Origin of the sequence: Clostridium sp. UBA4548 (assembly GCF_002387895.1) — a bacterium.
GTDB lineage: Bacteria > Bacillota > Clostridia > Clostridiales > Clostridiaceae > Clostridium_J.
Genome location: NZ_DGLI01000002.1, coordinates 33,864 through 47,624, shown reverse-complemented (window position 1 = coordinate 47,624; position 13,761 = coordinate 33,864). Strand labels below are relative to the sequence as shown.

The 13,761-nt window shown below is 32.1% G+C and carries 11 protein-coding genes; 8 read left to right on the top strand and 3 right to left on the bottom strand.

The window, feature by feature from the left end:
• The first annotated feature begins 51 nt into the window (after nucleotides 1–51).
• The 3 genes from B3040_RS01440 to rho all read left to right on the top strand — a co-directional run bounded on the left by B3040_RS01440 (nucleotide 52) and on the right by rho (nucleotide 4,049).
• Entirely contained in the window at nucleotides 52–744 is a 693-nt protein-coding gene (locus B3040_RS01440) for a response regulator transcription factor (RefSeq protein ID WP_291569487.1), read from the top strand.
• 2 nt (nucleotides 745–746) lie between these two features.
• Nucleotides 747–2,117, top strand: coding sequence for a sensor histidine kinase (locus B3040_RS01435; protein WP_291569486.1), 1,371 nt, complete (start codon nucleotides 747–749; stop codon nucleotides 2,115–2,117).
• A gap of 429 nt (nucleotides 2,118–2,546) precedes the next feature.
• A complete protein-coding gene (gene rho / locus B3040_RS01430; protein ID WP_291569485.1) occupies nucleotides 2,547–4,049 on the top strand; it encodes a transcription termination factor Rho in 1,503 nt (500 codons plus the stop codon).
• Between the two features lie 292 nt (nucleotides 4,050–4,341).
• Here the strand turns inward: rho and B3040_RS01425 are convergent, their stop codons facing one another.
• Nucleotides 4,342–6,180, bottom strand: coding sequence for a sulfite exporter TauE/SafE family protein (locus B3040_RS01425; protein ID WP_291569484.1), 1,839 nt, complete (start codon nucleotides 6,178–6,180; stop codon nucleotides 4,342–4,344).
• 452 nt (nucleotides 6,181–6,632) lie between these two features.
• Between B3040_RS01425 and B3040_RS01420 the strand changes: the two genes are divergently transcribed.
• Complete coding sequence (locus B3040_RS01420) at nucleotides 6,633–7,313, top strand: hypothetical protein (RefSeq protein ID WP_291569483.1); 681 nt, start codon at nucleotides 6,633–6,635, stop codon at nucleotides 7,311–7,313.
• A 143-nt stretch (nucleotides 7,314–7,456) separates the two neighbouring features.
• Entirely contained in the window at nucleotides 7,457–9,898 is a 2,442-nt protein-coding gene (locus B3040_RS01415) for a heavy metal translocating P-type ATPase (RefSeq protein ID WP_291569482.1), read from the top strand.
• 63 nt (nucleotides 9,899–9,961) lie between these two features.
• On the opposite strand, the gene B3040_RS01410 is transcribed toward B3040_RS01415, so the two are convergent.
• Together B3040_RS01410 and rpmE are read right to left on the bottom strand one after the other, a co-directional pair.
• The gene (locus tag B3040_RS01410; RefSeq protein WP_017413532.1) at nucleotides 9,962–10,159 is read right to left on the bottom strand and encodes an alpha/beta-type small acid-soluble spore protein; all 198 of its coding nucleotides are present in this window, start codon (nucleotides 10,157–10,159) and stop codon (nucleotides 9,962–9,964) included.
• Nucleotides 10,160–10,545: 386 nt separating this feature from the next.
• A complete protein-coding gene (gene rpmE / locus B3040_RS01405; RefSeq protein ID WP_291569479.1) occupies nucleotides 10,546–10,755 on the bottom strand; it encodes a 50S ribosomal protein L31 in 210 nt (69 codons plus the stop codon).
• Between the two features lie 211 nt (nucleotides 10,756–10,966).
• On the opposite strand from rpmE, the gene B3040_RS01400 reads away from it, so the two are divergent.
• The 3 genes from B3040_RS01400 to prmC all read left to right on the top strand — a co-directional run bounded on the left by B3040_RS01400 (nucleotide 10,967) and on the right by prmC (nucleotide 13,659).
• Nucleotides 10,967–11,599, top strand: a complete 633-nt coding sequence (locus B3040_RS01400; protein WP_291569477.1) for a thymidine kinase — start codon at nucleotides 10,967–10,969, stop codon at nucleotides 11,597–11,599.
• A 112-nt stretch (nucleotides 11,600–11,711) separates the two neighbouring features.
• The gene (locus B3040_RS01395) at nucleotides 11,712–12,686 is read left to right on the top strand and encodes a DUF1385 domain-containing protein (protein ID WP_291569475.1); all 975 of its coding nucleotides are present in this window, start codon (nucleotides 11,712–11,714) and stop codon (nucleotides 12,684–12,686) included.
• A gap of 121 nt (nucleotides 12,687–12,807) precedes the next feature.
• A complete protein-coding gene (prmC, locus tag B3040_RS01390; RefSeq protein ID WP_291569474.1) occupies nucleotides 12,808–13,659 on the top strand; it encodes a peptide chain release factor N(5)-glutamine methyltransferase in 852 nt (283 codons plus the stop codon).
• Nucleotides 13,660–13,761 lie beyond the last annotated feature (102 nt).

Here is a 13,761-nt window from a genome sequence, read left to right as displayed (position 1 = left end):
TTAAAGTTATGAATCCGATTATTAATTTAGGAAAGGGAGAATTGATGATTTATGAGGAAGATAAAAATTTTAGCTGTAGAAGATGAAGTTAAAATTTTAGAAATAATTAAGGCTTATTTACAGCGTGAAGGTTACGAGGTTATTACTGCTACTAATGGTAAGGAGGCAATGAAGTTTTTTTCTCAGGAAGAGTTTTCTTTAGCAATACTAGATTTAATGCTACCAGATATCACTGGGGAAGAGATTTGTAAACTTATTAGAAAAAAATCAGACATCCCAATCATCATGCTCACTGCAAAAGTGGATGAGGCAAGTATTATTAATGGACTAAGTATTGGTAGTGATGATTATGTTACTAAGCCTTTTAGTCCTAAGCAACTGGTAGCAAGAGTAAATGCACTTATAAGAAGGTATGAAAGCAAGTTTTCAACTGAGAATATTTTGTCCTATAACAATGAGCTTTTTATAGATTTAAATAACTTAGAAGTAAGAAAGGGTGACAACCTAATAAGTTTGACCGCCACAGAGTTTAAGTTATTGACACTCCTTGCTAAGAATCCTAAAAGAGTATTTAGCAGAGAGGATTTAATTAGCTATGTGCTAGGTGATGATTTTGAAGGCTTTGATAGAACTATTGATTCCCATATTAAAAATTTAAGACAAAAAGTAGAAGATAACACTAGAAAGCCTAGATACATTTTGACCGTCCATGGATTTGGATATAAATTTGGTGGTGAAGCATAGTTATGAGGCTGAGAAGCAAATTAATAATCTCCAATGTAATAGTATCTTTAATAAGCATTATTTTAGTTGGAATACTCTCAATGAATTTATTAGAAAGTAATTATAAGAAGTTAATTCAAAAGAATATAGAAGATAAGACTAAGGGCATTGTTCAATCTATAGAGAAGCAATATAAAAGTGATGGTTGGAACTTGTATGCTATGGAGAATATAGGAATAGATGCTATGAATAATGGGCTTATACTAGAAGTTGTGGACAATAATAATGAGGTAATATGGGACGCAATGGAGTTTAATCATGGCATGTGCCAAAACATATTGCAAAATGTAAGTAATAATACTAGAAAGAACTCGAAGGCACCTATAAAATATGTAACAAAAACCTTTGAACTTATTATAAATAATGAGAAGCAGGGCATAGTGAATATAAGTTATTATGGGCCCTTTTATTATAGGGATAATGACTTAGTATATTTAAATAGCTTGAGAAATGCTATGGTTTTTGTAGCTATTTTTGCTTTAATATTATCTATAGCTGTTGGGTTATTTATTTCTACAAAGCTAAGCAATATGATTTCTAAGGTAGTTACTTCTACCTCAATGATTTCAAAGGGAAACTATAATATGATAAGTAATGACTCTAACATTTCAGAGATGAATACTCTTGTGGAAGCGGTAAATAATTTATCTTCCTCCTTAAGAAAGCAAGAGCAACTTCGTAAGGTGCTCACAAAGGATATATCTCACGAGTTAAGAACCCCACTTACTACTCTGCAGGGAAATTTAGAAGGTATGATAGATGGTATTTGGGAGCCAACGGAGGAAAGATTACAAAGCTGTAATGAAGAAGTGTCCAGATTATACAGGTTAGTAGGAGATTTGGAAAACCTAGCTAAAACTGAAGAGGAGCAAGTGGTTCTTAACAAAAGTAATATTAATATAGGGAATTTAATTTCTAATATATTGAGCAATTTTGAAAAGAAGTTTCTGGATAAAGATATAATTCTTCATTATGAAAGTAAAGATGTTTTTCTTCAAGGAGATAAGGATAAGCTTAGCCAAGCTATAATTAATATTCTATCTAACGGAGAAAAATACACTCTTCAAGGAGGGCATATTTATATAAATGTTGGTGAGGAAAAAGATAAGATAATTATAAAAATAAAAGATACGGGAATAGGAATTGATAGAGAACATTTACCCTTTATTTTTGAAAGGTTTTATAGAGTTGATGAATCAAGAACTAGAGCTACTGGAGGCTCTGGAATTGGGCTTGCCATAACTAAATCTATAATTGAAGCCCATGATGGAAGAGTTGAAGTAAAAAGTATAATAAATAAAGGGTCAGAGTTTACTATTAGCTTGCCTAAGTAGATTTATATATTGGGAAAGAAACTCAAGACTAAACTTGCACATAGAACCTAAATTGATTTCCTTAAGCCTTCTATAGGCAAAGATGAATAAATTAATCTTTGTCTATGAAAGCTTCTAACTAGATAAGTTTTAATATTATTGAAAGATAGTACAATAATATTAAAACTTACTAGTTTTTTAATTTCATTTGGTGTATATTTGTATATATAAAATAATTAAGAATTTCTTCTAGTTTTTTTAACTTTCTTTTGTGAATTCTTCATTTTAAATAATTATTAGTGGTTAATATAAGAAATTATGGTAATAATTTATTTATGCACATTTTAAATAGTTTCCAATTGTAAATACAATTTTAAATAAATTCCCAAAAGTCTATAAGTAAATAATTAGTTATACATGGTATTTGAGGTATTCGGAGGTGTAATATACTTGACTAATAAAGAGTTAGATAGTATGAATCTTAGCGAACTAAAAGAGATTGCTAAGAATCTTGGTATAAAAAATATTGCTAAGTTTAAGAAAGCAGAGCTTATTGAAGAAATAAGAAGAATTTCTCCAGCTGCTATTGAAAAGTCTGGGGTAATTTTAAGAGAGAAAATTAGTCCTAAAATCAGCTCCAAGGAAGTTGAGGAGGAGAATAAGGACAAGGTTTATAAAGAAGAGAATTTTAGTAATGGTTCTAGTGAAATTTATAGAAATGAAGATGTAGTTAATGAGGAAGAAGAGTTTGATGATGCTGGTAATCCAGAAGAAAAGGAAGAAAGTTTCGAGGAAAGAAGAGAAAAGTTAAAGGTGCTAATTAATGAGTCCAACTCTGGAAAAGGGGTTCTAGAAATTAGTGATAACAACAATTTTGGACTTTTAAGAAGCAATAATTATTTAAGTGGTGATGATGATATTTATGTTTCTTTATCCCAAATTAGAAGGTTTAATTTGAAGGTTGGGGATGAGGTTCAAGGTAAGGTTAGAATTCCTAAAGAGGGAGAGAAGTATAAGGCTCTTTTATATGTGGAAAAGGTTAATGGAGAAAATCCTGAGAAGGCTATAAGAAGAGTACCTTTTGAGAAGCTAACCCCTATATATCCTGAGGAAAAGATAAAACTTGAAACTAGTCCAGAAGACCTATCTTCAAGGCTAATGGATATTATTTCACCTATTGGAAAAGGACAAAGAGGTGTTATTGTAGCACCACCTAAAGCAGGTAAAACTAGTATTTTAAAGAAAATTGCACAAAGCATAACTAAGAACAATCCAGATATTAAATTAATTGTGCTTTTAATCGATGAAAGACCAGAAGAAGTTACTGATATGCAAAGGTCCATAGATGGAGATGTTATTTATTCTACTTTTGATGAAGAGCCAGAACATCATGCTAAGGTTGCTTACATGGTCTTAGAAAGAGCTAAAAGATGTGTAGAACAAGGTCAAGATGTGGTTATATTGTTAGATAGTATAACAAGACTTGCAAGGGCTTATAACTTAACCATTACTAGAACTGGAAGGACCTTATCAGGAGGTTTGGATACTGGTGCATTACTTATGCCTAAAAAGTTTTTTGGAGCAGCTAGAAATGTAGAAGAGGGTGGAAGTTTAACAATTCTTGCTACTGCTTTAGTTGAAACAGGAAGTAGAATGGATGATATGATATTTGAGGAATTTAAAGGTACTGGTAATATGGAGGTACATCTTGATAGAATTCTTCAAGAAAGAAGAATATTCCCAGCTATAGATATCTATAAATCTGGAACTCGTAGAGAAGATTTGTTACTTAACAAGACAGAGTTAGAGGTTACTTACAATATAAGAAAGCTTATGTATAATGAAGGTAATACTGCTGCAGTAACAGAAAAGTTATTAAATGTACTGTCAAAAACTAGGACTAATAAGGAGTTCTTTGAGATTCTCAGTAAGAGCCCAGAACTACTTAAATAAAGTAATTTAATTATATGGAACTAAAGTTGGTTTTAACTTGCATAAGGAACTACTTTAGTTCCTTTAAGCGTTTGTGAAAAAGCAAATATTGTTTCATCTTTAAGCCAATATATAAAATCTATAATTGAAATAAAAAAACACTGTGATTTTCGTTCACAGTGTTTTCCCTATTTATAGGGAAATAAAATCAAGATTTAGCTTATACATTACTCTTATCTTATTTCCTTTAAGGTCTTTGAAGATGAATAAGATGAAATTTTATCCTGAACGCTTTTGTTAAATAGATATAAAATTAGTAGATATATTCACTTCTAAGCTTATCTAAGTCCACAGTGTTTATATCATCAACTATTTCAAAAGAAAGTACAGTTTGATCCTTATTTAAAACTAAGTAGGTTCCAGGGTTTTCGTATAGTTTTTCAAACTGTCCTTTAGAGTTAGTTATTGTGAAAGAATCTACTTTATTATAGTTAATATCTAAAATAATATATTCACCATCAGGGGCAGACATCTTGCTTAAATCAAAATTAAGCTTTGTGTTAATACCTTTGTTTAAAACTACTATCAGCGGTTCAAAATCTATTCCAGAGCCTGTAATAGTTAAGTTTTGAGTATTTCCTGTGATTTTAGCTTTTTTAATAAGTCTTTCTGTTGGGACTTGAGAAATTTTTTCACCGTAAATAGTAGGTTCTTCAACTGCTGCAGCATCACCAACACCGCCACAGCAACCGCCAGCACCAGAAGCAGGTGCTGAGTTTTGAGCGTCAGATATATCAGACTGACTTATATTATCTAAATTATCAACAACTTTTATTAAACCTCTTAACATACCCATCCAACAGCTATAATTTATATCTTCATTACCAGGAGTAAACTCAATAACAGTTTCTCCTTTGGAAAGTTTTTGTCTTTTATTCATGGATGGAATTACAATTTCATTGTTACAAGAGGTTATGGTTTTTCCATCTACTATAAGTTTTGTTGGAACCCCTTTTTGAACAAATACTACACTAGGACTATATCCCCTAGCATCAGCAGTTATTCGGATTTCTTGAACTCCGTTTGATAACTTAGCCTTATTTTCCTCTGTAATTTGAACATTTGCTGAAGTAGTTTTTGAACTTAAAAGGGCCATAGGTGAAAGGTTTATTCCTAAAAGCGTAAGCCCACGATTAGACATAATAATTCCAAGCACAACCACTATTATTCCACTAAGTTTCATTAATTTTTTTGTGTTATTTCCATTCATTAAGTTGGCCATTAATCCAAAACCAAGCATTAAAGGTACAGTTCCTACAGCGAAGATAAACATAGATAGGGCACCTTTAACAGCACTTCCAGTTGCTAGAGCATAAAGTTGCATGGTTTGAAGGGGTCCACAGGGCATGAAACCATTAAGTAAGCCTACTACAAAAGGAGTAGAACTATTCTTTTTATTATTACATTTTGACCAAGGTAGTTTAAGTGCAAGGCCCCTGAAGGTAGAAAAACCAGCCATATTAAAGCCCATAATAACCATAAAGATACCAGCTATTATTGCAATAGAGGCTTGAGTAGTCAGAGTTAGAGAAAATACAGAACCTAAAGCTCCAACTATACCACCTAAAATAGTGTAGGAAACAACCCTACCTAAGTTATACAATAAAGAAGGTTTCAGAGAGGCGGCTTTGCTCTTAGCAATGGTAGTTATGCTTTGAGACATCATTATACCTCCGCACATACCTACGCAATGTAGTGAGGTGAGTAGTCCTACAACAAATAACATGAAGTAGGTTGTGTTTTCACCCAATTTAGAACTCATATCAAAAGCCCCTGAGTTTTGACTAAGCCTTATGATTATAAAAGCAATTAAAATAACCCCGATGATTGATAAGTACTCTGAAGATTTATCTTTTGATTTAATATCTTTTGTTGATTCAGTTTCAATAGAATAACCAGCTTTTTCAATGGCAGAGCATATTTTAGCATAAGAGCACATTGAATCATCAAACCTAACAAATACCGAAGACTTTTTGTAGCTGGCTTTAACTTCTAAAACTCCTGATAATTCTTTGATTCCATCTGTGATTAAGGCTTCGCAGGAAGTACAGACCATATTTCCTACCTTAATATTTATAGTTTTTATTGACAAAATTCTCCCCCCTTAAATTAATGAAGTAAAAATAACTAATCAGTTATTTTTATGGCATTATAGGACTCCTTAGTCAAAAATTAGCTTATTCGTCCTCAAAAGCCCTAAAGGGAACCAATGTGGAGTCTATGTATAAGCTAAGTCTTAAATTTGGATTCTTATAAGTCCAAATAAATTTATCTTTATTTAATAAATTATATAGAGGACTTGTGTAGATTTTATGTATGCAAAATGAAATGAGAAACTTTAATAAGGTATAATTTTATATTTCAATTCTCCATAATTAAAATTTCTTTAAACTAATGAATAATTTAGCAATAATATTACAACTTATATAGGTAAGGAGAAAAAAGTTTTATTATATTGCTTCTTCCATAAAAAATTCACAAATAAATGATAATCTATTTTTAAAGATACCCCCCAAGGGGGTAGGGAAAAGGGAGGATATTGAAATGTTAAAAAATAAAGCACTTATAATAAGTACAGTTATTTTAGGAATTGGTATTACAATAACTGGTTGTGGTAACAAAGGTAGTGTAGATGAAACTAAGGCTAAAGCATCAGAAGCCTATGTAAACATAATTAAAGAAAATAAAAAATATGTAGGATTTCATGCGGAACTATCTCATTGGGGACTTAAGCTTTCTTCTGGAGAAAAGTTTGAATGGACCAAAGATACTGCAGCAAATGAAATAGACTTTGCTATGGTTATTCCAGCAGACACTTTCACAACAGCAGGAGTAGATGTGAATAAAATTGATGCTAAAGAGCTTGTATTTAAACCAGCAGCTAATGAAGGAGGGATGGAAACTCCTAATTTATTAGTGAGACCCTATGATTTAAGTGATAAAAAGCAAAATTCTAACGGTGCAGAGGATGCCTTTAAAAGATTATTAAAATTTCAGCAGGTTCCAGTGAGTTATGATTCAGCTACAAAAAGTTATGTGTTGGATTTAGGGGATGGTTATAAGGTTCATTGGACAGAAGAACTAGGACAAAATCCTTCAGATATTATTTTTACAATAAAAGCAGAACCTCTAATCCAGGCGGGGCTTGATGTTGAAAAAATCTCCAAAGAGGGATGGAAATATAATAAGGATAGCAATACCTTAACAAAAGAGTTTAAGTTATAAAGATAAAAGATTTTATATATAATAGAAGTTAAGATATTCAAGAATAGGTAGTAAAGCTTAAAAAATAAGTAATGAACAGCGAAGAGTTGCCCATTAAGCTAAAGGTTTGAAGCGGTAGTTTTTCATTGAAAGGAGATTTTAATTTGATAAGTAAAGTGTTGAAAATACAGGGTATGACTTGTGCAGCCTGTGCAAAAGCTGTAGAGCGTGCCTCTAAAAAAGTAGAAGGAGTTAGTGAAGCAAGTGTAAATCTAGCAACAGAAAAGCTTACAGTAACCTTTGAGGAAGATAAAACCAATTTAGATGTAATTGCTTCAGCTATAGGTAAGTCTGGGTATAAGGCGGTGGTAGAAACTGCTACAGCAACCATTAAAGTTGGGGGCATGACTTGAGCCTCTTGTGCAAAGGCTGTGGAATCAGCTGTAAGAAAATTAGATGGAGTAGTTGAAGGAAGTGTAAATCTTGCTACAGAAAAGCTAACTGTAGCTTATGAACCTTCAAAACTTAGAGTTTCAGATATTAAAGCTGCTATTGTAAAGGCTGGGTATAAGGCTAGTGAGGAAGAAACGTCAGTAGATAAAGATAAGGAGAATAAGGAAAGGGAAATTAAAAATTTATGGAATAGATTTTTAATTTCTGCAGTGTTTACACTACCTCTTCTTTATATATCTATGGCACATATGTTAGGTTATATGTTACCGGAGTTTTTTGATCCAATGAGAAATCCTATTAATTTTGCAATTTCGCAATTAATTTTAGTTATACCTGTAATGATAGCGGGATGGAAGTTTTTTAGAGTGGGATTTAAATCCTTAATAATGAGAAGCCCTAATATGGATTCTTTAATCTCTATCGGAACTTGGGCTGCCTTTTTATTTGGATTATTTGCTATATACCAAATTTTAAATGGTAATGTTGATTATGCTTATGAGTTATACTTTGAGTCAGGAGCTACTATTTTAACTTTAATTACTCTAGGTAAATATTTAGAGTCAGTAACTAAGGGTAAAACCTCAGAGGCTATAAAAAAGCTTATGGGTCTTGCGCCAAAGACTGCTACTATAATTAAAGAAGGAAAAGAAGTTGTTATTTCTATAGATGATGTAGAAGTTGGAGATGTAATTCTTGTAAAACCTGGTGAGAAGCTACCAGTAGATGGTGAGGTAGTAGAGGGAAGTACCTCTATTGATGAATCTATGCTTACAGGGGAAAGTATACCTGTTGAAAAGACTGTTGGATCAAAGGTTATTGGAGCCAGCATTAACAAAAATGGTTCTATAAGGTATAGGGCTACTAAGGTTGGAAAGGATACTGCCCTTGCACAAATAATAAAATTAGTAGAAGATGCTCAAGGGTCAAAGGCTCCAATTGCAAAGCTGGCAGATATAATTTCAGGGTACTTTGTACCTACAGTTATTACTATCGCTATTCTTTCGGCCTTGGCTTGGTTAATTGTTGGAGAAACTGCGGTGTTTGTATTAACAATCTTTATTTCTGTATTAGTAATTGCTTGTCCTTGTGCCCTTGGCCTTGCAACTCCTACAGCTATAATGGTAGGAACGGGAAAGGGAGCAGAATATGGGGTTTTAATTAAGAGTGGAGAAGCCTTGGAAACCGCTCATAAAATTAAGACTGTTGTATTCGATAAAACTGGTACTATAACTGAAGGAAAACCAAAGGTAACAGATATAGTTGTAAATAATATATCAGAGGAAGAATTGCTTCAGATTACTGCTAGTGCAGAAAAGGGATCAGAGCACCCGCTTGGTGAAGCTATAGTTAAACATGCAGAAGAAAGTGGTATGGAGTTTAAGAAAACTACTAATTTTAAAGCTATCGCTGGTAAGGGAATCGAAGTTACCATTGATGGTAAGACAGTTTTACTTGGCAATAAAAAATTAATGGTGGAAAGTAAGATTTCTATTGACGTTTTAGAAGAAGAGTCAAACCGATTGGCTACAGAGGGTAAAACACCAATGTATGTAGCTATAGATAAGGAACTTAAGGGAATTGTTGCAGTGGCAGATACGGTGAAGGAAAGTAGTAAAAAGGCTATTGAAAAACTACATTCCATGGGTATTGAAGTTGCTATGCTTACGGGAGATAATAAGAGAACTGCCGATGCTATTGCAAAACAAGTAGGAATAGATGTAGCAATCTCTGAAGTATTACCACAGGATAAGGCAAATGAAGTTAAAAAACTTCAAGGTCAGGGTAAGAAGGTAGCTATGGTTGGAGATGGAATTAATGATGCACCGGCTCTTGCTCAAGCAGACATTGGCATTGCTATTGGATCTGGTACGGATGTTGCTATGGAGTCGGCGGATATAGTATTAATGAGAAGTGATTTAATGGATGTACCAACAGCTATTCAATTAAGTAAAAAAACAATTTCTAACATTAAACAAAACCTATTTTGGGCTTTTGGATATAATACCCTAGGAATACCAGTGGCTATGGGAATATTATATGCCTTTGGAGGACCGCTTTTAAATCCAATGATTGCAGCCCTTGCTATGAGTTTTAGCTCAGTGTCAGTTTTATTAAATGCATTGAGGTTAAAAACCTTTAAACCTTTAGCATAATATAAAGAAAGAGTTACAGGAGAATTTCTCCTGTAACTCTTTCTTATTAATGTTTGGTTATAATTATAGGTTTCTCTCGTAAGATTCTACCATTCTTTTAACCATTTGTCCGCCTACTGATCCTGCTTCTCTTGAAGTTAAGTCTCCATTGTAACCTTCTTTTAAGTTAACTCCTACTTCTTTAGCAGCTTCCATTTTGAATCTGTTTAAACCTTCTTTAGCTTCTGGTACTAATGCTCTGTTGTTATTATTGTTTGCCATGTTAAATTCCTCCCTTTTAATATAAACTTAAAGTTTATTAAATTAATTAATTGATATCACAGTGTTAATAACACTTGCTTAGTTGGTATCAATTAAGTGTTATTATTGTGTGCTAATTACTATTAATTAATCTATTAAATTAGAGGAAACTAAACCATATATTACCTACCTTGGAATTAGAAGCCTTATAAGATAACTAATCAATGGATTAACTTGTTTTTATATGATGTTGCATTGGGAAAATCCAATAATAATAGGACTTTCAACAGATGTTGATTTGTTTAGTTAAAAAATTCATAGGATTTTTCAATTAATATTTTGCTTCATATGAATTATTTTAAACGCAAAAAAGGAGAAGTTTCCTTCTCCTCATAAAGTATATACTATTACTCGTTTGTAAGGTTGAATTTCTTCATGAATTTATCAACTCTTCCGCCAGCATCAACCATTTTTTGCTTGCCAGTGAAGAATGGATGACATTTTGAACAAATATCAACTTTTAATTCTCCTTTAACGGAACCAGTTGTAAAAGTATTTCCACATGCACATTTAACTACTGTATCGTGGCTATAATTTGGATGTAATCCTTCTTGCATATCTTTCACCTCTTTCGAAATTACATATATACCCGTATTGTCAACTTCTAAATTATAGCATAAGGTATTAAACAGGTCAATATAAACCTTACTGATTTTTAAAAAATCTACAGCTAAAATAAAATTGAACTTTAATAATATTAATTTGATAAACCTAAAGATTTCTTATAAAATAGATATATATTATATCTTGACACTATGGAGGATTAACATGAGTAAATTATATTTTAGATATGGTGCAATGAACTGTGGAAAGTCAACTAATCTCTTACAAGTGGCACATAATTATGAAGAAAGAGGAATGAAAGTTTTAATTATAAAACCTAAGACAGATACTAAGGGCGGAAATAAAGTAGTTTCAAGGTTGGGAGTTACAAGGGAAGTTGACTTGCTTTTAGATGGTGAGGCTGATGTGTTTAAAGAGGTACATGAATATATAAAAGAACATGGAACCGTGCACTGCATATTAGGAGATGAAGTACAGTTTTTTAAGAGTCATCAAATTGATGAACTATTTGAAATTGCTGTGAAGCTAGATATCCCCACAATATGTTATGGACTTAGAACGGATTTTCAAATGAATGGGTTTGAAGGTAGTGCAAGATTACTTTTATTAGCTCACAGTTTAGAAGAGCTTAAAACAATTTGTAAATGTGGTAAAAAAGCTTTATTAAATGGAAGGCTAATAAATGGTAAATTTGTTTTTGAAGGAGAGCAAATTGCCATAGATAAAAAAGATAATGTAGAATATGAAGCTTTATGCCCAAAGTGTTTCTTTTCATTTAAAGAGCAGTATGAAAAAGGAAATGATAAAGGGGATTTAGAGGTGGCTTTAGGGGAATAAAGCACTTAAAAACTTTTTTTGTAAGAAGCTTTATTTTAGTAGTATTAGCTAAGTTAAGAAGATACATATAGAATTCATAATAATTTATATAAGAGAATAGGCAGGTGATAACATGGGTAAAAAAACTTCAGTTGGAGGGCAAGCAGTTATTGAAGGGGTAATGATGAGAGGAACAAAGGGGTTAGCCACAGCGGTAAGGTTATCCAACGGAACCATAGAAATAAAAAAACAAAACTATGAAAGTTTTTCAAAAAAGAATAAAATTTTTTCCTTGCCAATAATAAGAGGCTTTGTTTCTTTAGTTGAATCCTTGATTATTGGAATGAAGAGTTTGGAATTTTCCGCATCCTTCTTTGAAGAAGAAGAAGAGGAAGAGCCATCAAAATTTGATAGCTGGTTTAAAAATACCTTTAAAGAAAAAAGTAATGATATTATAATGGGAATTTCCTTGGTAGTATCACTTGCGTTAGCTATGCTATTGTTCTTTATACTACCTACAGTGCTTACTAGCTTTATCAAAAATAATATGACAAAAAATCCTTTCATATTAAACGTAATTGAAGGAATAATAAGAGTTACAGTATTTTTATTGTACATTTATCTAGTAGGTAAAATAGAAGATATAAAAAGAGTCTATCAGTATCATGGAGCAGAACATAAGACTATTTTTTGCTATGAGGCTGGTCAGGAATTAACTCCTGAAAATGCTAAGAATTTCAGTAGATTTCATCCAAGGTGTGGAACAAACTTTTTGTTTTTAGTTATGGTTATTAGTATTGTTATATTTTCCTTTACAGGTTGGCAATCTGTTGGGCAAAGAATATTATGGAGAATTTCACTTTTGCCCATAGTTTCTGGAGTTACTTATGAAGTTATCAGATGGTTAGGAAGAAGTAATAATTCTTTAGCTAAGTTTATTGCAGCACCAGGGCTAAAGCTACAAGGAATAACTACAAAGGAACCGGATTTATCAATGCTTGAAGTAGCTATAGCATCTTTAAAAGCAGCAGAGGGGATAGAAGATGTGACATTTCCTCAAAGGAGTAATGAGGCTTTAGAACATGAGAGTTGTGAGGCAGAGAGATAATAATAAAGGGCAACTTTATAGCAGCGAGTTTTGAGAAGGAAAACTTTGTCTTCTTCAATGAGTATAAGTATTGTAAAGTTATTTTTCTTAAATGTAGGTAAAAGAAAAGAGGAAAAAATAGATGAAGATAAGTCAATTATTAACTAAAGGATATGAGCTACTTAAAGAAGAAAATATTGAAAGCTATATGATAGATGCTCAATTATTACTATGTAAAGTTTTAAAAGTTGAAAAATTGTTTATAATGATGAATAGGGATTTAGATATTGAATCAGATAGGATAGAGGAATATTTAAACCTCCTAAAGCTTAGAAAGAATAAGATGCCCATTAAGTATATTCTAGGTGTAAGTGAGTTCATGGGTCTTGAATTTATGGTTAAAGAAGGAGTTTTAATTCCTAGACCAGATACGGAAGTTTTAGTTGAAGAAGCAATAAATATTATTAATAAAAATAGGTTTACCAAAGTTTGTGATTTATGTTGTGGCAGTGGGGCCATTGGAATTTCTATAGCTCATTATACTAAAGCTTTGGAAGTCTATTTATATGATATTAGTGAAGTAGCCTTAGAAGTTACAGCTAACAATATAAATAAGTTAATGGTTGGGGATATAGCTAAAGTTTATAAGAGTGATTTGCTTAGTAGAGCTATTGATGAAAAAGCCACCTTTAACATGATTGTTTCAAATCCACCTTACATTAGAACCTCAGTAATTCCTACTCTAATGAAGGATGTAAGGGACTTTGAACCTTATATTGCTCTTTGGGGGGGAGAGGATGGTCTAGATTTCTATAGAACTATTACCTCTCAAAGTATACAGGTACTTAAAACTGGTGGATATTTAGCTTTTGAAATTGGACATGATCAAAATCAAGAGGTTGAAGAGATTTTAAGAAGTGAGGGATTTATCAATGTTTACTCCTTAAAAGATTTATCAGGAAATTACAGGGTAGTTGTAGGGAATTTACCATAAAAAAATTAATTATTAAAATTGAAAAAGCAAATTTTTGTGGTATAATGATATGATGTGAAAAAGTATAATGGCAACTTTATATAAATTTAAGTACGGAGTGAT

Excerpts from the sequence above, each read along its gene's own strand:
- B3040_RS01440 (WP_291569487.1), top strand. The coding sequence starts at position 52 with ATGAGGAAGATAAAAATTTTAGCTGTAGAAGATGAAGTTAAAATTTTA.
- B3040_RS01435 (WP_291569486.1), top strand. The coding sequence starts at position 747 with ATGAGGCTGAGAAGCAAATTAATAATCTCCAATGTAATAGTATCTTTA.
- B3040_RS01420 (WP_291569483.1), top strand. The coding sequence starts at position 6,633 with ATGTTAAAAAATAAAGCACTTATAATAAGTACAGTTATTTTAGGAATT.
- B3040_RS01410 (WP_017413532.1), bottom strand. The coding sequence starts at position 10,159 with ATGGCAAACAATAATAACAACAGAGCATTAGTACCAGAAGCTAAAGAA.
- rpmE (WP_291569479.1), bottom strand. The coding sequence starts at position 10,755 with ATGCAAGAAGGATTACATCCAAATTATAGCCACGATACAGTAGTTAAA.
- B3040_RS01400 (WP_291569477.1), top strand. The coding sequence starts at position 10,967 with ATGAGTAAATTATATTTTAGATATGGTGCAATGAACTGTGGAAAGTCA.
- B3040_RS01395 (WP_291569475.1), top strand. The coding sequence starts at position 11,712 with ATGGGTAAAAAAACTTCAGTTGGAGGGCAAGCAGTTATTGAAGGGGTA.
- prmC (WP_291569474.1), top strand. The coding sequence starts at position 12,808 with ATGAAGATAAGTCAATTATTAACTAAAGGATATGAGCTACTTAAAGAA.